This window comes from Xanthobacter wiegelii, from assembly GCF_043193855.2.
In the GTDB taxonomy this organism is placed as follows: Bacteria; Pseudomonadota; Alphaproteobacteria; order Rhizobiales; family Xanthobacteraceae; genus Xanthobacter; species Xanthobacter flavus_A.
Genome location: NZ_CM195529.1, coordinates 3,643,390 through 3,665,873, shown reverse-complemented (window position 1 = coordinate 3,665,873; position 22,484 = coordinate 3,643,390). Strand labels below are relative to the sequence as shown.

Annotated in this window: 19 protein-coding genes and 1 pseudogene; 8 read left to right on the top strand and 12 right to left on the bottom strand. The window is 69.5% G+C overall.

Annotation, left to right across the window (positions count from 1 at the left end; all coding sequences use genetic code 11):
• Positions 1-3: 3 nt before the first annotated feature.
• Positions 4-1,338 carry a cobyrinic acid a,c-diamide synthase CobB gene (locus V5F63_RS17060; RefSeq protein ID WP_394100798.1) on the top strand — a complete coding sequence of 445 codons (1,335 nt, stop codon included), beginning with the start codon at positions 4-6 and terminating at the stop codon, positions 1,336-1,338.
• A gap of 3 nt (positions 1,339-1,341) precedes the next feature.
• Here the strand turns inward: V5F63_RS17060 and V5F63_RS17055 are convergent, their stop codons facing one another.
• Both V5F63_RS17055 and V5F63_RS17050 read right to left on the bottom strand, forming a co-directional pair.
• Entirely contained in the window at positions 1,342-1,968 is a 627-nt protein-coding gene (locus V5F63_RS17055; RefSeq protein ID WP_394100965.1) for a LysE family translocator, read from the bottom strand.
• A 96-nt stretch (positions 1,969-2,064) separates the two neighbouring features.
• Positions 2,065-2,271 (bottom strand): hypothetical protein, encoded by a 207-nt coding sequence (locus V5F63_RS17050; RefSeq protein WP_209484247.1) that lies wholly within the window; start codon positions 2,269-2,271, stop codon positions 2,065-2,067.
• 200 nt (positions 2,272-2,471) lie between these two features.
• Here V5F63_RS17050 and V5F63_RS17045 point away from each other — a divergent pair, with 200 nt between their 5' ends.
• The gene (locus V5F63_RS17045) at positions 2,472-2,693 is read left to right on the top strand and encodes a hypothetical protein (RefSeq protein WP_209484245.1); all 222 of its coding nucleotides are present in this window, start codon (positions 2,472-2,474) and stop codon (positions 2,691-2,693) included.
• Positions 2,694-2,814: 121 nt separating this feature from the next.
• On the top strand, positions 2,815-4,293 hold the full coding sequence (locus V5F63_RS17040) for an NAD-dependent succinate-semialdehyde dehydrogenase (RefSeq protein WP_394100799.1): 1,479 nt from the start codon (positions 2,815-2,817) through the stop codon (positions 4,291-4,293).
• A 149-nt stretch (positions 4,294-4,442) separates the two neighbouring features.
• Here V5F63_RS17040 and V5F63_RS17035 read toward each other — a convergent pair whose 3' ends face one another.
• The 4 genes from V5F63_RS17035 to V5F63_RS17020 form a co-directional block, all read right to left on the bottom strand.
• Positions 4,443-4,895, bottom strand: coding sequence for a carboxymuconolactone decarboxylase family protein (locus V5F63_RS17035; protein WP_209484243.1), 453 nt, complete (start codon positions 4,893-4,895; stop codon positions 4,443-4,445).
• Between the two features lie 20 nt (positions 4,896-4,915).
• Positions 4,916-5,677: an ABC transporter permease gene (locus tag V5F63_RS17030; protein ID WP_209484241.1), complete on the bottom strand. Its 762-nt coding sequence runs from the start codon at positions 5,675-5,677 to the stop codon at positions 4,916-4,918.
• A complete protein-coding gene (locus V5F63_RS17025) occupies positions 5,674-6,630 on the bottom strand; it encodes an ABC transporter ATP-binding protein (protein ID WP_394028054.1) in 957 nt (318 codons plus the stop codon). Before V5F63_RS17025 ends, V5F63_RS17030 begins: the two co-directional genes overlap by 4 nt.
• A gap of 84 nt (positions 6,631-6,714) precedes the next feature.
• Entirely contained in the window at positions 6,715-7,797 is a 1,083-nt protein-coding gene (locus V5F63_RS17020) for a Tim44 domain-containing protein (RefSeq protein WP_394100800.1), read from the bottom strand.
• A 288-nt stretch (positions 7,798-8,085) separates the two neighbouring features.
• Between V5F63_RS17020 and V5F63_RS17015 the strand changes: the two genes are divergently transcribed.
• Together V5F63_RS17015 and V5F63_RS17010 are read left to right on the top strand one after the other, a co-directional pair.
• Entirely contained in the window at positions 8,086-9,138 is a 1,053-nt protein-coding gene (locus V5F63_RS17015; RefSeq protein ID WP_394100801.1) for a hypothetical protein, read from the top strand.
• Between the two features lie 400 nt (positions 9,139-9,538).
• The gene (locus tag V5F63_RS17010; protein WP_209484233.1) at positions 9,539-11,473 is read left to right on the top strand and encodes a diguanylate cyclase domain-containing protein; all 1,935 of its coding nucleotides are present in this window, start codon (positions 9,539-9,541) and stop codon (positions 11,471-11,473) included.
• 24 nt (positions 11,474-11,497) lie between these two features.
• Here the strand turns inward: V5F63_RS17010 and V5F63_RS17005 are convergent, their stop codons facing one another.
• Positions 11,498-13,288 carry an acyl-CoA dehydrogenase family protein gene (locus tag V5F63_RS17005; RefSeq protein WP_394100802.1) on the bottom strand — a complete coding sequence of 597 codons (1,791 nt, stop codon included), beginning with the start codon at positions 13,286-13,288 and terminating at the stop codon, positions 11,498-11,500.
• Positions 13,289-13,440: 152 nt separating this feature from the next.
• Here V5F63_RS17005 and V5F63_RS17000 point away from each other — a divergent pair, with 152 nt between their 5' ends.
• The 3 genes from V5F63_RS17000 (at position 13,441) to V5F63_RS16990 (ending at position 16,015) form a co-directional block, all read left to right on the top strand.
• Complete coding sequence (locus tag V5F63_RS17000; RefSeq protein WP_394100803.1) at positions 13,441-14,460, top strand: L-threonylcarbamoyladenylate synthase; 1,020 nt, start codon at positions 13,441-13,443, stop codon at positions 14,458-14,460.
• Positions 14,457-14,924: a GNAT family acetyltransferase gene (locus tag V5F63_RS16995; protein WP_394100804.1), complete on the top strand. Its 468-nt coding sequence runs from the start codon at positions 14,457-14,459 to the stop codon at positions 14,922-14,924. The genes V5F63_RS17000 and V5F63_RS16995 overlap by 4 nt, the downstream gene beginning before the upstream one ends.
• Before the next feature lie 161 nt (positions 14,925-15,085).
• Positions 15,086-16,015, top strand: a complete 930-nt coding sequence (locus V5F63_RS16990; protein WP_394100805.1) for a histone deacetylase family protein — start codon at positions 15,086-15,088, stop codon at positions 16,013-16,015.
• Between the two features lie 139 nt (positions 16,016-16,154).
• Here V5F63_RS16990 and sciP read toward each other — a convergent pair whose 3' ends face one another.
• From sciP to V5F63_RS16965, 5 genes and pseudogenes are all read right to left on the bottom strand, one after another.
• Positions 16,155-16,430 carry a CtrA inhibitor SciP gene (sciP, locus tag V5F63_RS16985; protein ID WP_012113328.1) on the bottom strand — a complete coding sequence of 92 codons (276 nt, stop codon included), beginning with the start codon at positions 16,428-16,430 and terminating at the stop codon, positions 16,155-16,157.
• Positions 16,431-16,990: 560 nt separating this feature from the next.
• Positions 16,991-17,392, bottom strand: a pseudogene (locus V5F63_RS16980) (allophanate hydrolase-related protein); the annotation flags it as partial.
• Between the two features lie 62 nt (positions 17,393-17,454).
• Positions 17,455-20,997 (bottom strand): urea carboxylase, encoded by a 3,543-nt coding sequence (gene uca / locus V5F63_RS16975; RefSeq protein ID WP_394100806.1) that lies wholly within the window; start codon positions 20,995-20,997, stop codon positions 17,455-17,457.
• Between the two features lie 5 nt (positions 20,998-21,002).
• A complete protein-coding gene (locus tag V5F63_RS16970; protein WP_394100807.1) occupies positions 21,003-21,650 on the bottom strand; it encodes an urea amidolyase associated protein UAAP2 in 648 nt (215 codons plus the stop codon).
• 11 nt (positions 21,651-21,661) lie between these two features.
• Positions 21,662-22,474 (bottom strand): urea amidolyase associated protein UAAP1, encoded by an 813-nt coding sequence (locus V5F63_RS16965; protein ID WP_394100808.1) that lies wholly within the window; start codon positions 22,472-22,474, stop codon positions 21,662-21,664.
• Between the last annotated feature and the right edge of the window lie 10 nt (positions 22,475-22,484).

The following is a 22,484-nucleotide window of genomic DNA, read 5'->3' as shown; positions in this document are numbered from 1 at the left end:
GTCATGAGCGATACGCCCCGCGGCCTCCTCGTCGCCGCCCCGCGCTCGGGCTCGGGCAAGACGACGGTGACGCTCGCCCTCCTCGCCGCGCTCAAGCGGCGCGGCACGGCGGTGCGGGCCATCAAGTCCGGGCCGGACTATATCGACCCCGCCTTCCATGCCGCCGCCACGGGCCGGCCGGGGCTGAACCTCGACAGCTGGGCCATGCCCCCGGCGCTGCTGGATTATCTCGCCGCGCTGGCGGGGGAGGGGGCACAGATCGTCATCGGCGAGGGGGCCATGGGCCTGTTCGACGGCGTGGCGGTGGAAAAGGGCCGCACCGGCGCGGGGGCGGATGTGGCGGCCCGGCTCGGCCTGCCGGTGCTGCTGGTGCTGGATGTCTCCGGCCAGTCGCAGACGGCGGCGGCGGTGCTGCGCGGCTTCATCGGACATGATCCGGCGGTGCGCATCGCCGGGGTTGTGCTGAACAAATTGGGCAGCGAGCGGCACGAGCGGATGATCCGCGAGGCCGTCGCGCCGCTGGGCGTGCCGGTGCTCGGCACGCTGCCGCGCGCGGCCGACATCGTGCTGCCGGAGCGCCATCTCGGCCTCGTGCAGGCGGGGGAGACGGACGATCTTCCGGCCCGCCTCGCGGCGCTGGCCGACCTCGCCGAGGCCCATCTGGACCTCGACGGCATCCTCGCCGCCGCCGCGCCATTTCGGGCGGTTGAAGGGGCGGGGCAAGGAAACAACACGGCGCTGCTGCCGCCGCCGGGCCAGCGGATCGCGCTGGCGCAGGATGCCGCCTTCGGCTTCGTCTATGCCCACATGCTCGCCGGCTGGCGCGGGCAGGGGGCGGAGATCGTGCCCTTCTCGCCGCTGGCGGACGAGGCGCCGGACGCGTCCTGCGACGCGCTCTGGCTGCCCGGCGGCTATCCCGAACTGCACGCAGGTCGGCTTGCGGCGGCGGAACGCTTCCGCGCCGGCGTGCATGCCTTCGCCGCGGCGGGGAAGCCGGTGCATGGGGAATGCGGGGGCTACATGGCGCTGGGCGCCGGCCTCGTGGATGCCGAGGGCGTGCGCCATGCCATGCTCGGCCTCATCGAGCTGGAAACCAGCTTCGCGAAGCGCCGCATGAATCTCGGCTACCGCCAGGCGCGCCTCATGGCCCCTTCTCCGCTGGGGCCGGAGGGGGCGTGGGTGCGCGGCCACGAATTCCATTACGCGACCGTGCTTTCGCGCGGGGCCGACCAGCCGCTGGCCGATCTTTCGGATGCCGAAGGCCGCCCCCTCGGCCCGGCCGGCAGCCGCCGGGGCAGCGTCACCGGCAGCTTCTTCCACGCCATCGCGCGGGGGTGAGGATCAGGAATTGCCCGTGCGCACCGCGACCGTGGCGATGCCCGCCCCGATGAGCAGCGAGCCGCCCGCCTTGTTGATGACGCCGATGACGCGGGGGCTGCGCACGGCCCGGCGGGCGCGGGCGGCGGCGAGCGCATAGCCGAGCGCGTTCATGAAGGCGAGGGTGAGGAAGGTCGCCTGGAACACCAGCAATTGCGGCAGGAAGTCCGCCTTCGGATCGAGAAACTGGGGCAGGAAGGCCACGAAGAAGGTGATGCTCTTGGGGTTCAGCGCCGTCACCAGCCAGGCATGGGCCATCATCTTCACGGGTGCGGAGCGTTCGGTGCGCGGGGCCGCATCCATCGTCCCGCCGGCGCGCCACAGCTTGATGCCGAGATAGACGAGATAGGCCGCGCCGGCCCATTTGACCGCAAGGAACAGGCTCGCGGAGGCGGACAGCAGCGCACCCACCCCCAGCATGGAGAGGGTCATGGCCGTGAAATCGCCGAGCGCGACGCCGACCGCCATGGGCAGAGCCGTCCGCCATCCCTGCCCGAGGGCGTAGGACACCACCAAGAGCACGGTGGGGCCGGGGATGACGAGGAGAACGGCGGAGGCCGCCGCGAATGCGGCCCAGGTCTGCAGCCCCATTTCAAGGCCCATGAAGCACCCCTCCATCCACGACGTGGACCGAGGATGCTCGCCGTCCTCCGGCGCCGTCAACCGCGCCTCAGGCTTCCTTCGCCATCAGGCATTCTTGCCGGTAATCGTCATGATGCGCTTGGCGATGTAGAGCGCAAACGGAATGGCGACCACCGCGCCGATGCCGGCAGCGATGGGAATAAGGCGCATGTCCTGACCGGACAGCGAGGGGATGGACAGCACGGTCATCACCGCTACGCCCGCAAGGGTAGTGCCGAGAACGATCCAGACGAGAATCGCGATTTTGAGCATGACAAGGCTCCCGCAGGCAGACCTGTTCTAAATACGCCTTTCCCCAACGGCGCCTTTTGATGCCGATCAACAGGAGATGGCTGCCCGATGTCGCATGTGTTCTACGCATGACCATAGGCGCCCCTTCGGCGTTATAGTTGCTGCAGACGCGCCGGCCCGCCGGGCCGCAAGCGCGCCCGGCTTCCCGCGGGAGGGACGCGATGCAGTGCCAGAACAAGGAAGACGATTTCCGCCAGGCCGTCCTCGACATCGTCGGCCACAAGGAAGGCCAGGCCATCATCATCCAGGTGGTGGGCGGCAACACCATCACCGGCTTTGCGCCCCTGAGCATCGGCAAGGACTATCTGCGCTGCCAGGTGGCGGCGGGGGCCGGGCAGAAGGAGCAGATCGTGCCCTTCCACTCCATCACCTGCGTGCGCTGATACCGACCCACTGGTCCGGGCCGGGCTGATCGTATATCCCACGGACGCCGCCGCGCCCGGCACGAGCGCGCGCCCTCCGGCAGCCCACGGCTGGAGGAAGCAAGATCCAAGGAGCACGTCCATGGCCGCCACCCAGCCCGCCTTCACCTCCGAGCCCCACCGCTTCACCCTGCTGCGCGACAAGATGCTCATCGGCGGCGCCTGGGTGGATGCCGACGGCGGCGAGACCATCGCGGTCAACAATCCGGCCACGGGCGAGATCATCGGCACCATCCCCAAGGCCGGTGCCGCCGAGACGCGTCGCGCCATCGAGGCCGCCGCCGCCGCCTTCAAGACCTGGCGCGCCACCACCGCCGCCGAGCGCGCGGGCAAGCTGCACAAGCTCGCCGACCTCATCACCCAGAATGCCGACGAGCTGGCCCTCATCCTCACCACCGAGCAGGGCAAGCCGCTGGCCGAGGCGAAGGGCGAGGTCGGCGCCTCGGCCGCCTATGTGCGCTGGTTCGCCGAGGAAGCCCGCCGGCTCTATGGCGACGTGATCCCCTCGCCGTGGCCCAACCGCCGCATCCTCGTCACCAAGGAGCCGGTGGGCGTGTGCGCGGCGGTGACGCCGTGGAATTTCCCCTCCTCCATGCTCTCGCGCAAGATCGGCGCGGCGCTGGCGGCGGGCTGCACCGTGGTGTGCAAGCCCTCGGAACTGACCCCCTATTCCGGCCTCGCCTGGGGCGTGCTGGCGGAGATGGCCGGCATTCCGGCCGGCGTCGTCAACATCGTGGTGGGCGACGCGCCGGCCATCGGGGGGGAGATGACCTCAAACCCGGCGGTCAAGAAGGTGACGTTCACCGGCTCGACCCCGGTCGGCAAGCTGCTGATGAAGCAGTCCGCCGACACGATGAAGAAGGTGTCGCTGGAGCTGGGCGGCAACGCGCCCTTCCTCGTGTTCGACGACGCCGACCTCGACCTCGCCGTGGAGCAGGCCATCGCCTCCAAGTATCGCAACGTGGGCCAGACCTGCGTCTGCGCCAACCGCTTCTATGTGCAGGCGGGCATCTATGACGCTTTCGCCGCCAAGTTCGCCGAGGCCTCCAAGACGCTGAAGGTGGGCAATGGCGTGGACGCGGGCGTGGTCGCCGGTCCCCTCATCGACACGCGGGCGCTGGCCAAGGTGGAGCGACTGCTGCAGGACGCGCTGGACAAGGGCGCCACGGTGCTCACCGGCGGCAAGCAGCCGGCGCTGGGCGGCACCTTCTTCGAGCCCACCGTGCTCGCCAACGCCACGCAGGACATGGCCTTCGCCCGCGACGAGATCTTCGGCCCGCTGGCGCCGCTGTTCAAGTTCGAGACGGAGGAGGAGGCCATCTCCTACGCCAACGACACCGAATACGGCCTCGCCTGCTACTTCTTCACCAAGGACCTCGGCCGCGCCTTCCGCGTCTCCGAGCAGCTGCAGTACGGGCAGGTGGGCGTGAATGCCGGCGTCATCACCACCGAGGTGGCGCCCTTCGGCGGCGTGAAGGAGAGCGGCGTCGGCCGCGAGGGCTCCAAGTACGGCTGCGACGACTATCTGAACATCAAGTACGTCTGCATGGGCGGGATGTGAGGCGGTAGAGCCGGAAGCTAGAAACCGTCATCCCCCGGCTTGTCCGGGGGATCCACGGTGCGGCCGGGTCGGTGTCGGTGCTCCAACGCACCTCGTTCGGCGGGGTGGATGCCCCGGACAAGCCGGGGCATGACGACCCTTAAGAGCCCTCACGCCTCGAAATTGAAGGCGATGCCGATCCGGTTCCAGGCGTTGATGGTGGCGATGGCGACGGTGAGGAACAGCGCCTCGTCCGCCGAGAATTCCTCCAGCACCGCCTCCCAGGCGTCCTGTGAGGCCGCGCCGGTGCCGAGCAGCGTCAGCTCCTCGGTCCAGGCCAGCGCCGCCTTTTCCCGTTCGGAGAAGGCGGAGGCCTCTTCCCAGGCCGCCAGCAGGTCCAGCTTCTCCTGCGCGACGCCGGCCTTGCGGGCGACGCCGAGATGGAACTTCAGGCAGAAGGCGCAGCCATTGAGCTGCGAGGCGCGCACCTTCACCAGCTCGGTCAGCCCCTTGTCGAGGCCGGTGGCGTCCACGCCCTTGGTGAGCGCGGCAAGGCCGGCATAGATATCGGGCGCGCGCTCGGTGAACGCCTTGTAGGTGGGGCGGGAAAAGTCTTCGGACATGATGGGCCTTTCGGGGCGGTTCAGCTCTTCAGCCGGTAGCCGGTGCGGAACATCCAGCGCACGATGAGGAGGCAGGCGATGAGGAAGGCCAGCGTCATCGCCGCGCTCACCTCCACCCGCACGTCCGAGGTGCCGAAGAAGCTCCAGCGGAAGCCGGCGACGAGATAGACGACCGGGTTGAACAAGGTGATGGTGCGCCACACCGGCGGCAGCATATCCAGCGAATAGAAGGTGCCGCCGAGGAAGGTGAGGGGCGTGATCACCAGCATGGGGATGAGCTGCAACCGCTCGAACCCGTCCGCCCAGATGCCGATGATGAAGCCGAACAGCGAGAAGGTGACGGCGGTGAGCACCAGGAAGGTGAGCATCCAGAACGGGTGCCGCACCTCCATGGGCACGAACAATGCCGCCGTGGCGAGGATGATGAGGCCGAGCAGCACCGATTTCGTCGCCGCCGCCCCCACATAGCCGGCGACGATCTCGAACGGGGAGACCGGCGCCGAGAGCAGCTCGTAGATGGTGCCGGTGAAGCGCGGGAAGTAGATGGCGAAGGCCGCGTTGCTGATGGATTGGGTCAGCAGCGTCAGCATCATCAGGCCGGGCACGATGAAGGCGCCGTAGGGCACGCCTCCCACCTCCGACATGCGCGAGCCGATGGCCGAGCCGAACACGACAAAATAGAGCGAGGTGGACAGCACGGGCGAGACGATGCTCTGGCCGATGGTGCGGCGCGTGCGGTTCATCTCGTAGGTGTAGATGGCGCGGATGGCTTGGAAATTCACGAGCGCCTCACCAGGCTGACGAAGATGTCCTCGAGCGAGCTTTGCTCCGTGTGCAGGTCGCGGAAGGCGATGCCCTCGGCGGCCAGCGCCTCCAGGAGGTCGGCGATGCCGTGGTCGCGACCCTCGGTCCCCTCGACGGTCGCCGCATAGCTGTAGGTCAGGCAGGCGCCGCCGTCGGAGAGGGTGAGGTCGAACGGGGCAAGGCGCGCGGGAATGGTGGCCAGCGGCGCGTTGAGCTCCACGGAGAGCTTCTTCTTTCCCAGCGTCTTCATCAGCGCGGCCTTCTCCTCCACGAGGATCAGCTCGCCCCGGCTGATGACGCCCACCCGGTCGGCCATCTCCTCGGCCTCTTCCAGATAATGGGTGGTGAGGATGATGGTGACGCCGGAATCGCGCAGCTCGCGCACCAGGCGCCACATGTCGCGGCGCAGCTCCACGTCCACGCCCGCGGAAGGCTCGTCCAGGAACAGCACCTCCGGCTCGTGGGCCAGCGCCTTGGCGATGAGCACGCGCCGCTTCATGCCGCCGGACAGCGTCATGATGCGCGAATCGCGCTTCTCCCACAGGGAGAGGCTGCGGATGACCTTCTCCACATAGGCGGGATCGGGCTTCTTGCCGAACAGGCCGCGCGAGAAGCTCACCGTGGCGAACACGCTCTCGAAGGCCTCGGCGGTCAGCTCCTGCGGCACGAGGCCGATGCGCGAGCGGGTCTCGCGATATTGGGAGACGATATCGAAGCCGGACACCGTGACCGTGCCCGCCGTGGGCTTCACGAGGCCGCAGATGATGGAGATGAGCGTGGTCTTGCCCGCCCCGTTGGGACCAAGAAGGGCGAAGATCTCGCCCCGCCGGATGTCCAGCGAGACATTGTTCAGGGCCGTGTGGCCGGTGGCGTAGGTCTTGCTCAGCCCTGAGACGCTGATGACGTCTGAGACGGTGATGGCGTTCGGCATGCGCGCCTTATAACGCGTTCCGCCCGGGGGTGGACCCGGGCGGATGGAAATTCTGAATTCGTCGGGAGGACGGAACCGCGCCCCTCAGGTTTCCTGAATGGCGCTGAGCAGCCACGGCCCGGTGCCGAAGGGGCCGCGCTCGCGCACGAAGGTCCATAGCTCCGTGGTCTCGCCCACGCCGGTGTTGCCGGAGACGACGCGGCCGGTGGCGCGGTCCACCATCTGGTCCTTGATGGCGTAGCGGATGGCCACGGTGGCGTAGTCGCGCGAGCCCTCGCGCCAGGCTTCGGCCACGTCGCCCTGCAGCAACTGGACATCGGAGACCTGGTTGCGCAGGCCCTTCTCCGCATTGTCGCGCAGCTCGTCGGCGAGGAAGCCGAACATCTCCGGCGTGGTGTTGGCCTTCAGCTCGCCCTGGTCCTCGCGGGAGAAGGCGGTCTGGACGGTGGCAAGCAGGCGCTCGAACGTGTCGAGGTCAGCGGGCAGGATGCCAATCTCGTCGGTCTTGCCGCCCCGGGCCGGGGATGCGGGCGAGGGCTGGGGCGGCACCGGGCCGCCGGCCATTCCGCCACCCAATCCTCCACCCAACCCGAGGCCGGACAGGGGGCCGCCGGACATCGGGCGGCCGGACATCGGACCCCCCGACATGGACCCGTTGTTCGCCGGGCCGCCATTGGGGCCGCCGGGAACCGGGCCGCCCATCATGGAGCGGCCATAGCCGGCGGCGGCGGGGGTGGTGCTGCGGCCGCGCAGCAGGCGCATCACCAGATAGATGACGCCACCGACGAGGGCCACCTGCAGCAGCAGCCCCAGAATACCGGCCATGCCGCCGAGGCCGCCGCCGAACAGCATGCCCACGAGGCCGCCGATGAGCAGGCCACGCATCAGCGCGCCGCCGAAGCCGTTGCCGAACATGGAGGGGCGCGCCGCCGCCTGCGCGCCGGCGCTGGGATTGGCGGCCTGCGGGCCGGGCTGCGGCGTGGTGGAGCGCTGGATGGGCGCCGCCGTGCTGGGCGCGGTCTGGGTGGGGGCCGGCGTCGTATAGGTGCGGGTGCCCCGGCTGCCGAAGGAGCCGCCCTGGCGCGCGTCAGCCTGATCGGCGACGACGAGGCTCAGCGCCATCGCCACGGCCACTGCCGCAATCCCCGAAACCTTGCGCGAACCCATGCTGGACCCCTTGCTCGACCCCTTGCTCGACCCCTTGCTCGACCCTTGGCCAAATCTGGACATCTGTTCCCTCGATCCTCCGCGCGGCGACTGCCGCACCGCTGCGTTTTCCGAAGGTCATATGGGGGTGTGCCCTGCGATTTGCGAGGGGCAGGCGCATGATAATTTCCCTAACGTCATGTCCTGCGGAGGAACCTGAGACGTGACAGTGCCGGAGGTGCGTTCGCGCATTCCCCGCCGTGTATCGCGCTGCTAAGGTCCGGCGCCCCCGGCCGACCGGAGATCGTGATGCCTGCCTTCGATTCGCGCGCCCCGCGCGTCAAAGCCCTGCTTGCCGGCCTCGCCGGCGCGGTTCTCGCCATCACCGCCGCCGGGGCGGAGCCGGTCGGCGTCACGGTGCGCAACGAGAGTGTCAACGCAACCTGCGCCGAGACAGACAATGTGACGCTCAAGCTGGTGTCCGACCAGGTGCGGAAGTTCAACATCTCCGTCCGCCACCCGGCCTATCTCGGCATGCTGATGATGGACAACACCGCGCCCGATTGGGAAACCTGCGACATGTCCGGCGACCCAGTGGTGCCGGCCGATCCCAAGGCGCTCCAGCCCGCCGCCGCGACTCCGCCCGCCGGGACCCCGCCGGCCGCCACGCCCGCCGCCGCGACGACTGCCAAGCGCGTCACCATCTTCGAGACGCCGGACATGTGGCTCACCGGCTTCGTCTTCCCCAGCTTCTGGCGGGCGGCGACCGTGCCTGTCCGCATCGGCGGGGAGGTGACGCAGGGGCTGCACATGATCCAGCTGTGGATGCGCGTGGACGGCAAGGCCGAGGAGGTGCTGGTGGTCTACCCGCCGGACGGCTACTGGCGCGCCCGCCCCATGTCGCCGGCGCACCTGCGCGATACCGCCTACGGCTCCTCCTTCCTCGTCGGCCCGGTGGAGCAGGCGGAACGCCCCATCGTGCGGCTGAAGGAACTGGATTTCGCACCGCAGACCCGCACCTTCACCCTGCATTTCGCGGCCGGCGGCAAGGCGCGCATGCAAGTGGTGAAGGCCGCGTCCGATGAAGTGCGCCTCGAGGTCCAGCTGGACGGCACGCCGCCCGGCACGTTCGCCGCTCTGCGCTCCATGTATGTGACGGAAGGCAATGCCGATGTCGCCCGCGTCACATGGCGCAGCCTCGGCAGCGGCAAGGGCGGGGCAGGGGGCATCATGGGCGAGGCCCCGGTGCTGACCTTCGCCGATGCCCAGAACGTCGCCATGCTGTGGGCCGGGCGGCTCGTGCCCTCCCGCCACAACACCAGCGCACCGGATTTCATCTTCGACGGCTTCGCGGGGCGCTGATTTCTTCAGGCGCTATATCTACCCTATAATACCGCGATTTGTTGCATTTTGCGATTCGTGCGAGAAATACGAGCCGCGATGCAATGGAACTGCATTGAGGCTCGCGTGTCTTTGTTGTTCGCGGTGGGACGGGAGGGGTCTTGCCGCGATCCAGAGCGCTGGTCCCGGGAGGCCGGCTGTCCCTCATGCAGGTTCAATGCGCCCGCACACGATGCAGCCCGTAGGGCCGCCGACGGTGAGCCCGCCGGTGCCACAGCCACAGAACTCCGCCGAAGCGGCCGCCGCCGTTCCGGCGCCGCAGGGCATGGCTGCGCCGCGCGGGACGGATGCGGGGCAAAAGACGGAGGCGGGGCAAAAGACGGATGCGGGGCAAGCGACGGACGGGGCGCAGCAAAATCCAGTGCCGCCGAAACGGGACGCGCCGGGCAGCTCCGTCATCGCCTTTCTCACCGACCTCGTGCTGTTCGCGGTGTTCTACGGCGGGCTGGTGATTGCCTTCACCGAGGTGGGGCGCCGCCTCGAGATCTATCCGGCGGTCTGGCCTACCGATGCGCTGGCGGTGGGCGCCTATTTCCTCATGTTCCGGGATGCGCTGGGGCGGCTTGCCGCCGCGGTCACCCTTGTCTCCATCGGCGTCCACCTCACGGTGCTGGGGCACGACCTCGGCTCGGCGCTCGCCGTCGGCTGCGCCAACGGTCTCACCTTCGCATTGGTGGGCTGGGGCTGCGTGCGCGCGGGTATGGAGCATGGCGCGCTGCGCAGCGTGCCCATGGTGGTGAGCCTGGGCGTGGTGGCGGTGGCCGGAACGCTACCGGGGGCGGTCATCACCGCCTTCGTCCAGTACCTTTCGACGGACGCCGCGTTTGCCCCCCTGCTGCTGCGGTGGTGGATTCCCGAGATGGCGGCCGTGGTGCTGCTGTTGCCGCCGTTCCTGCTGTGGCACGGACGCGAGGATGACGTGGGCCTGCGCGGGCAGGGGGGCACGCGCCCCAAGCTGTCCCGCGAGGAGGAACTGGCCTTCGCCAGCCTCACGCTCGCCACCGCGCTGGTCGCGAGCGCCTATTACGGCGAGCCGCTGCTGCGCGACCTTGGCGGCGTCATCCTGCTGTGGTTCGCCTTCCGCCTCGGCCTGTTCGCCACGGCCGTGGCCGCCAGCCTCTATGCGCTGGCGGTGCTGGGGCTGGGCATGGCGAGCGTGTGGCCCCACCTGACCTGGTCAACCCCGGTCAAGACCGATCTCGTGGACGTCATGCTGCGCCTGGAGGCGCGCCTTGTCCTCATCATGCTGCCGGCGCTGCTCATCGCCGCCATCATGTCCCAGCGCGGTCGCCAGCAGCGCGAGGTGCAGGAAGACCGCCGCCGCCTCGCCTATGCGCTGGAAGGCGCCAACGATGGCATCTGGGACTGGCATTTGCCATCCGACGCGGTGTTCTTCAGCGTCCGCGCGCTCAGGATGCTCGGCATGGAGCCCGACGAGGCGAACCGGCGCCTCTCCGATTATGGCCAGCTGATCCATCCCGACGATCTGCCGGACGTGGCCAAGGCGCTGAAGGACCATGCGGGCGGCCGTCGCCTGCTGTTCCAGGCGGAGATGCGCGCGCGCCAGGGCGGCGACAACTGGGTGTGGGTGCTGGTGCGCGGCAAGATCGTCGAGCGCGATCCCGTGGGCCGGCCCACCCGCGCGGTGGGCACCATCACCGACATTTCCCAGCGCAAGCATCTGGAGGCCGCGCTGGAGCACGCCGCCTCGCATGATCCGCTCACCGGCCTCGCCAACCGCGGCGGCTTCGATCGCGCGCTGGAGCTGGCGCGCCGCCGCCTCGTGCGCGACGGCGCGCTATTCGCCGTGGTGCTCATCGACATCGATTATTTCAAGTCGGTCAATGACCAGCACGGCCATATCGCCGGCGATCTGCTGCTGACCACCGCCGCGCGGCGGCTGCAATCGGCCATCCGCGCCGGCGACCTCGTGGCCCGGTATGGCGGCGACGAGTTCGCCATCATCGCCGCCGGCAAGCACCGGGAGGAGTTCGCCGCCATGGCCGAGCGCCTCCACCGGCACCTGTCGCGGCCGGTGGAGGTGGAGGGGCTGGTGCTGCCCGCCTCCTTCTCCCTCGGCATGGCGGTGGCGGACGACCGCACGCTGGATGCCGCCGCCCTCATCGCCGAGGCCGACGCGGCCCTCTACGCGGCCAAGGATGCCGGGCGCGGCACCTGGCGCGCGGTGGGCATCGCCGCCCGCACCGCCGAGGAGGCCGCCCACGAGACCCCGCGCCGGCAATCGCTTCCGCGCGCCGGCCTGCGCCCCGAAGGCCGGCCGCCGGCCTCGGCCTAGCCGGGCCGGCCAGCCGGGTTCGCCTCACCCGATCGCCATCACCGCCTCGGCATCCAGCACGCCGCCAGCGCCGCCGGTGACGGCCTCTTCCAGCCCCTTCGCCTCCACCGCGATATTCTCCGCGAAAAAGCGGGCCACCGCGATACGGGCGGCAAGCCGGGGGTCCGTGGCCCCGCCCGCGCGCTCGGCATAAGCGGCGAGCGCGGTGCGGGCGAGGAAGGCGCCGCCGGCCGCGCGGGCGTAGAGACGCAGATAGGGGGTGGCCGTGGCGAGCGCCTTGGCCGGTTCGTCGGCGACGCGATCCAGCATCACGCGGGTCGCCCGGGCGAGGGCGTCCACCGCCTCCGCAAGGCGTGCGCCGGCATGGCCGAAGTCCGGTGCGTTGAGCGCGGAGACTTCCTCCGCCGTCTCGCGATAGTCGGCGATCAGCGCGGTCACCACGTCGCCGCCCTCCTGCGGCAGCTTGCGGGTGACGAGATCGATGGCCTGGATGCCGTTGGTGCCTTCATAGATGGCAAAGATGCGGGCATCGCGCAGGTGCTGGGCGGCGCCCGTCTCCTCCACATAGCCCATGCCGCCGTGGACCTGCACGCCGATGGACGACACCTCGATGCCGGCGTCGGAGGAGAAGGCCTTCGCCACCGGCGTCAGCAGGCTGGCCTCGGCCAGCGCCGCCGCGCGGGCGATGGGGTCGGGCAGCAGGCGCGAGCGGTCGAGCGCGTCGGCGGTCTTCAGGCACAGCGCGCGGGCGGCGTCGGTTTCGGCGCGCATGGTGAGCAGCATGCGCTTCACGTCCGGATGGGCGATGATGGGGGCGGAGCCCTCCACCCCCGGCGCCTTGCCCTGCTTGCGATCCCTTGCAAAGGCGAAAGCGCGCTGGGTGGCGCGCTCGGCCACCGCCACGCCCTGCACGCCCACGGCGAGGCGGGCGTTGTTCATCATGGTGAACATGCAGGCGAGGCCCCGGTTCTCCTCTCCGACGAGGTAGCCGATGGCGCCCTCGCCCTTTTCGCCGAACACCATGGTGCAGGTGGGCGAGCCGTGCAGGCCCAGCTTGTGCTCGATGCCGGCGCAGACCACGTCATTGCGGGCGCCGAGGCTGCCGTCCTCGTTCACGAGGAACTTCGGCACCACAAACAGGGAGATGCCCCTGGTGCCGGCCGGCGCGTCCGGCAGGCGGGCGAGCACGAGGTGGATGATGTTGTCGGCGATGTCGTGCTCGCCGTAGGTGATGAAGATCTTGGTGCCGAAGATGCGGTAGGTGCCGTCCGCCTGCTTCACCGCCTTGGAGCGCAGGGCGGCGAGGTCCGAGCCGGCCTGCGGCTCGGTGAGGTTCATGGTGCCCGTCCAGGTGCCGGCCACCATCTTCGGCAGGAAGGTGTGCTGCAGCTCGGCCGTGCCGTGGGCGGTGAGCGCCTCGACGGCGCCGAGGGTGAGCACCCCGCAGATGCCGAAGGCGGGGGAGGCGGAATTCCAGAATTCGGTCAGCGCCGAGGTGACGGAGGTGGGCAGGTTCTGGCCGCCGAACTCCTCCTCCGCCGCGACCCCGCTCCAGCCGGCCTCGCTCCACGCCTCATAGGTGGCGCGCATGCCATCCGGCGTCGTCACGGCGCCGTCCTTGATGGTGCAGCCCTGCTTGTCCGCCACGCGGTCGAAGGGGCCGACGACGGAGCCGGCGAATTTGCCGGCCTCATCCAAAACGGCGTCCACCACGTCGAAGGACAGGTCCACGAGGCCCTGGGCCATCAGCTCGGGGAGCGAGGTGGAGGTCTTCAGGAAATAGGAAATCTCTTCCACCGGCGCGCGATAGCTCACGGAACCCTCCCTCACGGTTATGGGCGCCGGCTTGACCGCTCCCGGCGGGCGCGCTCTAAGCACGGCGATTGCCGGTCTCCCACATCGCGGTGCCGGCCGCTGACGTCAAGAGGCGCGCCCTGACCCTTTGGTCGGGGGGCGGGTTCCAAGCCATGGCCGTGTCCGCTCCCGAACGCTCCACCCGGCTCCTCGCCGCCCACGCGCCGGGCGCGGTGGAGGAGGCCGCGCGGCTGCTGGCGGCGGGCGGGCTGGTGGCCTTTCCGACCGAGACGGTCTACGGCCTCGGCGCCGATGCCGCGAACCCGGATGCGGTCGCCGCCCTTTATGCCGCCAAGGGCCGCCCGGCCTTCAACCCGCTCATCGCCCACACCGCCGATGCCGCCGCCGCCCGCCGCCTCGGCGCCTTCAACGCGGACGCGGCGCGGCTTGCCGAACGCTTCTGGCCGGGGCCGCTGACGCTGATCGTGCCGTTCACCGGCGGCGAAGGCGTCTGCGACCTCGCCCGCGCGGGGCTCGACACGGTGGGCCTGCGCGTGCCGTTCCATCCCGACGCGCGGGCGCTGCTCGCGGCGTTCGGCGGGGCGGTGGTGGCGCCCAGCGCCAACCGCTCGGGCCATGTCTCGCCCACTGAGGCCGGCCATGTGATGGACGACCTCTCCGGCCGCATCCATGCGGTGCTGGATGGCGGGCCGACCCCTGTGGGCGTCGAATCGACCATCGTGGACTGCATCGGCGCCGATCCCGTGCTGCTGCGTCCCGGTGGGCTCGCGCGCGAGGACATCGAGGCGGCGCTGGGCCGGCCTTTGCGGCTCCCCATGTCCGAGAGCGATGCCGCGCCGCTGTCGCCCGGCCGCCTCGCCTCCCACTACGCGCCGCGCGCTGCGCTCCGGCTCGATGTGGACGCGGTGGAGCCCGGCGAGGCGCTTGTGACCTTCGCCGGCGCCCGTCCCCCTGGCATCGAGGTGGCGGCGACCGTGCTCGACCTCAGCCCCACCGGCAGCCTCACCGAAGCCGCCGCCCGCCTCTATGGCGCCCTGCGAAGCCTCGATGCGTCCGGCGTTTCCGCCATCGCAATCGTTCCCCTGCCACGGGAAGGGCTCGGCGAAGCCATCGCCGACCGCCTCGCCCGCGCCGCCGCCCCCCGTCCCTCTGATCCCGAGATGCCGCAATGACCAGCCAGACGATTGATGTCGACGGCCTCCAGATCGCCATCGGCCATGCCACCGACGCCGACATCGAGGCTCTGGCCGCGCTCTGGGAGCGGGCGGGCCTGACCCGGCCGTGGAACGATCCCCACGCCGACATCGCGCTGGCCCGGCGCGGGCCGCATTCCACCATCCTCGTGGCGCGGGACGGCGGACGGACGGAGGGGGAGGGTATCTTGGGTTCGGCCATGGTGGGGCACGACGGGCACCGGGGCTGGGTCTATTACCTCGCCGTGGAGCCGGACCTGCAGGGCCGGGGCCTCGGCCGGGCGCTGCTGCGGGCGGTGGAGGACTGGCTGCGCGCCCGCGCCATCCCCAAGCTCATGCTGCTCGTGCGCCCGGACAACGAGAAGGTGCGCGGCTTCTATGCCTCCGAGGGCTATGTGGAGGAGCCGCGCATCGTCTTTTCCCGCCGCCTCGACGGGAATTGAGGGAAGGTGTTTTTGAGGCTGCCGCACCCAAAGGGATGAGGCCATTTGGGCCTCCCGCGGCAATAGTCTTGATCCGGCGCAACATCCTCCCGGTGTCGCTGGAATATGGTATGGCACAAGAAAGAACGGAAAGATTGCGCCAAGGGAGGGCGTTCCGGTCCATGTCCACGCTGCTCGTCACCCATCCCGCTGGTCTCAGCCACGCAACGCCTGCCGGTCACCCCGAGCGCGCCGACCGGCTCCGCGTGCTGGATCGCATCTTCGAGCAGGAGAAGTTCGCCCATCTGGTGCGCGATCTCGCGCCGCGCGGCGAGCGGGAGGACATCATCCGGGTGCATCCGGGGGATTTCGTGGACGCCATGGGCGAGGCCGTGCCGCAGGAGGGGCTGGTCCGCATCGATTCCGACACCATCCTCTCGCCCGGCAGCTGGGAGGCCGCGCTGCGCGCGGTGGGCGGCGCCTGCTTCGCGGTGGACGAGGTGATGGAAGGCAAGGTCACCAACGCCTTCGTCGCCATGCGCCCGCCGGGCCACCATTGCGAGACGCGCAAGCCCATGGGCTTCTGCCTGATGAACCAGGTGGCCATCGCGGCGCGCCACGCGCAGGCGAAATACGGCCTCCAGCGCGTGGCCATCGTGGATTTCGACGTCCACCACGGCAACGGCACGCAGGAGATCTTCTGGGCCGACGACAGCGTGCTCTATTGCTCCACCCACGAGATGCCGCTCTATCCCGGCACCGGGGCGCAGGGCGAGACGGGGGCGGTGAACACCATCGTCAACGCCCCGCTGCGATCGGGCGACGACGGCGCGGTGTTCAAGGAGGCGATGGAGACGCGCATCCTGCCGCGCATCACCTCGTTCGCGCCCGACCTGATCCTGATCTCGGCCGGCTTCGACGCGCACGTGCGCGATCCGCTCGCCTCGCTGCGCCTCGTGGACACGGATTTCGGCTGGATCACGCGCAGGCTGATGGAGATCGCCGACAAGAAGTGCGAGGGCCGCGTGGTCTCGCTGCTGGAAGGCGGCTACGACCTGGAAGGCCTCGCCACCTCCGCCGCCGCCCACGTCACCGCGCTGATGCACGGCTGAGGCGGGGGATTCTTCTCGCGGGCGCGCCACCAAGCCCGCGCGGCGCCTGAGCGAAAGCAACGCAAAAATCCCGCGCGGCGCCTGAGCGAAAGCAACGCAAAACCCACACGGCGCCTGTCATTGACCGGCGCCGTTGGTTCTACTGCCTGTAGTGCTGAATGCGCGTGGTGCGCAGGCCCGGCAGGCCGTGGCGGTCGATGGAGGCCTGCCACGAGAGGAATTCGTCCACGGTGAGGGTGTAGCGCTTGCAGGCTTCCTCGAGCGAGAGAAGCCCGCCGCGCACGGCGGCCACCACCTCCGCCTTGCGGCGGATGACCCAGCGCCGCGTATCCGGCGGCGGCAGGTCGGCGATGGTCAGGGGTCCCCCGTCCGGCCCGATCACATATTTGACCCTCGGCCGATAGGCATCGGTCATGTCTACGCACCTGCTACTCAAACCAACTCCGATGAAGATGGCAGGTGGCGATGAAGACTTTGCTAAAGCACGGAAATAAAAGGATTTTTACTTGTCTTAATGGGGGCTGAACAGGTTCTTCCCGAAGCGTAAACATGCGGCCACGCTTTCGCATTTTGCGAAGGGGCCAAGTTTTCGGCGCATGATGTTGAAAAGAAAGGCGGCTTGGGCGGCGCCGTGGTGCTGCGCGGGCGCGCGGAGCGGCCGGGGATTCAGCACTTGTTCAGCTGTCTTAATGGATCACGAAGTAATGATTGAGGGCGGGGAAGGGTGCTGCGTGCGCCGCAGCACGGATTTTCTCACCTTCACGGGGAACGGGCCGTAGGCGCCCCGGACAAGCGACACCGCAGGTGGAGCGCCGAGCCGGGGGCCAGCGCAAGACTCCCGCGCAAGTGGGCAATGCCTGAGAGCGTTGTGGTTCGGAAGCGCCTTCGGCGCCCCCTTGCGCTGGGCCCCGGCTCGCATTCCGCTGTCGCTGCATGCGTCCGGGGCGCGAGGGCAGGATAGGCCGCCCTTTCCGTCTATGCCTGCGACACGCCGGTCCCACCGCTCACATAAGCGCGCCAGCCGCCCAGCGCGGTGATTTCCTCCGCCTGCGCGACCGCATGGGCCTCGCAGAGGAAGCCGGAGACTTCCGAGCCGTCCTCCAGCTTGAGCTTGCCCACTCCCAGCGGCGCGGGGATGGCGGCGACGAAGCGGCCGAAGGCGGCGGGCGCGAGCGCCCACACCTCCACCTCCAGCCCCGGCCCGGAAAAGCCGGGGGCGCGCACCACGCCGGGCTTGCGCGGCGTGGTGTCCGGCAGCACGAACAGGCGATAGTCCGGCGCCGTGCGGCAGCTTTTCACCAGCACGCCACCGGCGCCGGTCAATTCGCCGTTGAGGGGCATGCCCGTGAGATGGGCGCCCACCACGGCGATGGGCACGGCATCCGGCGGGAGAGAGGCGCGAGGGCCGCTGAGCGGGGTCTCGTTGGTCATCTTTGTCCTCACACGGTTTCGAGCACGGCCACCACATCGCCCGAGCGGACGGTGCGGCCCGGCGCGGCGCGGATCTCGCGGACGCGGCCGGCGGCATGGGCAATGATGGAAATCTCCATCTTCATGCTCTCGATGATGGCGATGGTGTCGCCTGCGGCGACCATCGCTTCCGCCTCCACCAACACCTTCCAGACATTGCCCGGCACGTTGGCGGCGACGCCGAAGCAGCCGTCCGGCATCTCGCCATCGCTGAAGGGGCCAGCGCCGTCCTCGACGACGAAAGAGTCCAGCCCCTCCGCCTTCCAGCGCGCGCGTTCCGCCTCGAAGGCCGCCTGCTGGCGCGCCTTGCCGGCCGTGATGGCGCGGGAATTGGCGGCAAGGTTCGCCGCATAGTCCGCATAGGAGAAGCGGCTCTCCTCGATGCGCACGGGATAGGCGCCGTGCGGGAAGGCGGCGCGCGCCTCCATCAGCTCCTGATGGGAGACCGGGAAGAAGCGGATCTCGTCGAAGAAGCGCAGCAGCCACGGATTGTCGCGGAAGGCGGGCGTCCGCCGCCACGTGTTCCACATCTGGATGGTGCGGCCGAAGAGCTGGTAGCCGCCCGGCCCCTCCATGCCATAGATGCACATGTAGGCGCCGCCGATGCCCACGGCGTTTTCCGGCGTCCAGGTGCGGGCCGGGTTGTACTTGGTGGTGACGAGGCGGTGGCGCGGATCGATGGGGGTGGCCACAGGCGCGCCGAGATAGACATCGCCCAGACCGAGCACCTGATAGCTGGCGCCGAAGATGATGTCCTTCACCGCCTGCTCGTCTTCGAGCCCGTTGATGCGGCGGATGAACTCGATGTTGTCGGGGCACCACGGCGCGTTGGCCCGCACCAGCTCCTGATACTTGCGCATGGCGAGCTCCGCCTGCGGGTCGTTCCAGGAAAGCGGCAGATGGACGATGCGGCTCGGCACCACCACGTCCTCGGCCGCCGGCAGGCCCTTCTCGATCTCCGCGAGGGCATCGAGCAGCTTCACGCGGGGCAGGCTCGCGCCGTCATAATGAATCTGGAGCGAGCGGATGCCGGGGGTGAGGTCGATGAGGCCCGGCAGCTTCGCCTGTTGCACGGCCTCCGCCATCAGGTGCGCGCGCAGGCGCAGGGCGACGTCGAGATGCATGTCGCCGAACTCGACGAGGAGATTGTCGTCCCCCTGCCGGCGGTAGACCACGCGCACCGGCCCATCCTCATGGATGGCGAGGATGGGGGAGGAGGTCTCCTCCGGCGCGCCGATGAGGGCGGGGCCGGCGATGGGGTCTTCCGGCCGGGGCAAGGGCACGAAGCGCACCCGGTCGCCGGGCTTCAATTGCCCCATCTTCCACTGCTCGTCGCGGGCGATCACCGCCGGGCAGACGAAGCCGCCCAGCGAGGGGCCATCCGGGCCGAGGATGATGGGCATGTCGCCGGTGAAGTCGATGGCGCCGATGGCATAGGCGTTGTCGTGCAAATTGGAGGGGTGGAGCCCCGCCTCCCCGCCGTCCGTGCGCGCCCAGCGGGGCGTCGGCCCCATCAGGCGCACGCCGGTGCGGGCGCTGTTGAAATGCACCTCGTAGGTGGCCGAGAACAGGTCGGCGATATCCTCCGGCTGGAAGAAGTCCGGCGCGCCGTGGGGGCCGTAGAGCACGCCGATCTGCCAGTCCCGCGTGAGCGGGGCGGGGGCGGGCACCTGCGCCGCCGGCCCGGTCGGGCGCGCGGGCGCGGGAGCGAGGTGGAGGGCATCGCCCGCCTTCAGCGTGCCGGTGGCATGGCCGCCGAACTGGCCGAGCGCGAAGGTCGCCCGCGAGCCCAGCACCTCCGGCGCCTGGAAGGCCCCGGACACCGCCAGATAGGCGCGCTGGCCCGCACCCTCGATTGTGCCGATGGCGAGCATCTGCCCGGCCTTCACCGGGAAGGCCGCATCGTGCGGCACCAAGGCGCCGTCGAGCTTCGCCGGCATATGCGCGCCGGAGAGCGCGACCACCGCATCGTCATGGAAGCGCAGGGTGGGGCCGTTGACGGTCATCTCCAGCGCGCAGGCGGTCCCGGCATTGCCCACCAGGGCGTTGGCGCGGCGGAAGGAGTGTTCGTCCATGGGGCCGGACGGCGGCACGCCCACGTGCCACAGGTTCAGCCGCCCCGGTAGCTCCTGAAGGCTGGACTGGGCGCCGGGCACGACCACTTCCACGCTCGTGGGCCGGAAGGCGAAATCCCTCAGCGCGGTCGTCGCCACCTTGCCGGAGGCGAGGAGGTCGGACGCGGCGATGGCGGAGAGATATTGCAGGTTCGTCTCGATGCCGCAGATGGAGGTCTCGCTGAGCGCCTTCTGCAGCGCCGCGATGGCGCCGGGGCGGTCGTCCGCCGTGACGATCACCTTGGCGAGCATGGGATCGTAATAAGGCGTCACCTCCGTGCCGGTCTCGATCCAGCCGTCGATGCGCGCCCACGCGGGGAATTTCACCTCGGTGAGCAGGCCGGCGGAGGGCTGGAAATTGGCGTGGGGGATTTCCGCATAGACCCGCACCTCCATGGCCGCACCCTTGGGGGTGAGCGGGCCGGCGGAGGCGATGGGGTCTTCGCCCGCCGCCTGCCGGATCATCCATTCCACGAGATCGATGCCGAACACCGCCTCGGTGACGGGATGTTCCACCTGAAGGCGGGTGTTCACCTCAAGGAAATAGAATTCCTGCCGCGCCGGGTCGTAGATGAATTCCACCGTGCCGGCGCTCTCGTATTTCACGCTCTCGCCGAGCTGGACGGCGGCGGCGTGGAGGCGGGCGCGCACAGTGTCGGAGAGGAGCGGGGCGGGGGTCTCCTCCACCACCTTCTGGTTCCGCCGCTGGAGCGAGCAGTCGCGCTCGCCCAGCGCCACCACGCGGCCCTTGCCGTCGCCGAAGATCTGCACCTCCACATGGCGCGCTTCCGAGACGAAGCGCTCCAGATAGACGCGGGCATCGCCGAAGGAGGCGCGGGCCGTGCGCTGGACGCGCTCGAACACGTCGCGCAATTCCTCCGGCGTGTGGCAGAGCTGCATGCCGATGCCGCCGCCGCCGGCCGTGGATTTCAGCATCACCGGATAGGTGATGGCTTCCGCCGCCTTCAGCGCCTCTTCGGCGCTGTCGAGGAGGTCGGTGCCGGGCAGCAGGGGCACGCCCGATGCCTTGGCCAGCTCACGCGCGGTGTGCTTCAGGCCGAAGGCTTCCAGATGCTCCGGCTTCGGGCCGACGAAGGCGATGCCTTCCTCCGCGAGGCGCCGCGCGAAGCGCACGTTCTCGGACAGGAAGCCATAGCCGGGATGCACGGCCTCAGCCCCCGTCGCCTTGCAGGCGGCGATGACGGCATCGACATTGAGATAGCTCTCGGCGGCCGGGGCCGGGCCGAGGCGCACGGCCTCGTCCGCCTCCAGCACGCCGCGGGTGAAGCGGTCGGCGTCCGAATGCACGGCCACGGACTTGATGCCCATGGCCCGCGCGGCGCGGATGACCCGCCGCGCGATCTCGCCGCGGTTGGCGATGAGGATTTTCGAGAACATCGCCCTCAATCCTCCGCGCCGAACACGAGCACCTGGATGGGCGTCGGGTTGAAGCCGTTGCAGGGATTGTTGATCTGCGGGCAGTTGGAGATGACGAGGAGCACATCCATCTCCGCGCGCAGCTCCACATAGTCGCCGGGGCCGGAAATGCCGTCCACGATGGCGAGTTCGCCCGTGGGCTCCACCGGCACGTTCATGAAGAAGTTGATGTTGGGCACGATGTCCCGCTTCGTCATGCCGTGCTTCGACACCTCGATGACGAAATTCTCGCGGCAGGCGTGCAGATACTTCACCTGATGGCCGAAGCGCACCGTATTCGCCTCGCACGAGCAGGCGCCCGCCGAGGTGTCGTGCCGGCCGCAGGTGTCGGCCGTCACGGTCGCCATCACATTGCCTTCGCTGGAGATCAGCCTGGTGCCCGTGGAGACATAGGCCGAGCCCTGCACGCGCAGGGTATCCTGCGAGGAATAGCGCTCGGTGAAGTCGTCGGCCTTGTAGAAGAGCGTATCGACGGCCTGCTGGCCTTCGAGATCGACGATGCGGACGCTCTCGCCCTTCTTCACGAGGCAGGAGAAGGGGGCGTTGGCGGGCACGAAGTAATCGCGCAGCGCGGAGGACGCATCGCGGACGGGGGTGGCGAAGAACTGGGTCATGTCGTCCTCCCTCAGCGCGCATTGTTCTCGAAGCCGCGGACGGCCTCGATGGTGGCGGTGCGGCAGAGATCGTCTGCGGCGGGAGCGGGCGGCTGGTGGCGGATGGCCTCCACCGGGGGCGGGGCGTAGTCCGGGGCCGGGTCCATGGGGTGCGGGCAGTTGGAGAGGGCGACGACGAGGTCCATCTCCGCGCGCAGGTCCACGAAATCGCCGGTCTGGCGGGCGTCCTCGATCCAGCGGAAATTGCCGTCCGCGTCCGTGCGCACGGGGGCGAAGAAGGTCAAGGCGGGGGGGATGTCCCGCTTGTCGAGGCCGCGCTTCAGCGCCTCAAGAATGAAGTTGTCGCGCGTGTTGCGCAGCACCTTGTCGCCATAGCGGGCGCGGTTGGAGGCGGGGGTCGAGCCGCCGACCAGCGCGTCGTGCATGCCGGTGGTGTCCTCGACCATGGAGAACATCACCCGCCCCATGTCGGAGAACAGCACGCGGCCCTTTCCGAGCGCGGATGTCCACTGCACCTTCACCGTGTCGGCATAGTTCAGCCGCTCGGAGGCGTCGGTGGCCGACCACGCGATCATGGAGACGGCGGCCGGCCCGTGCGCCAGATGGATGCGCAGGGCCTCGCCCGCCTTCAGCGGCGTGGACCAGTACCAGCCGCCGGGAATGGTCTCGGTGTGCAGCACCGCGCCGGGCATGATGGAAGCCGAGCCGCGCAGGGTGGGGCCGGGCAGGGCCTTGGGCGCATGCTGCTGGCCGGCCGCCTTCAATTCCTCGTAGCGGCGCTTGTTCTCTTCGATGAAGGTCTGGGTTTCGACGCTGATGGTCATGGCTGTCTCC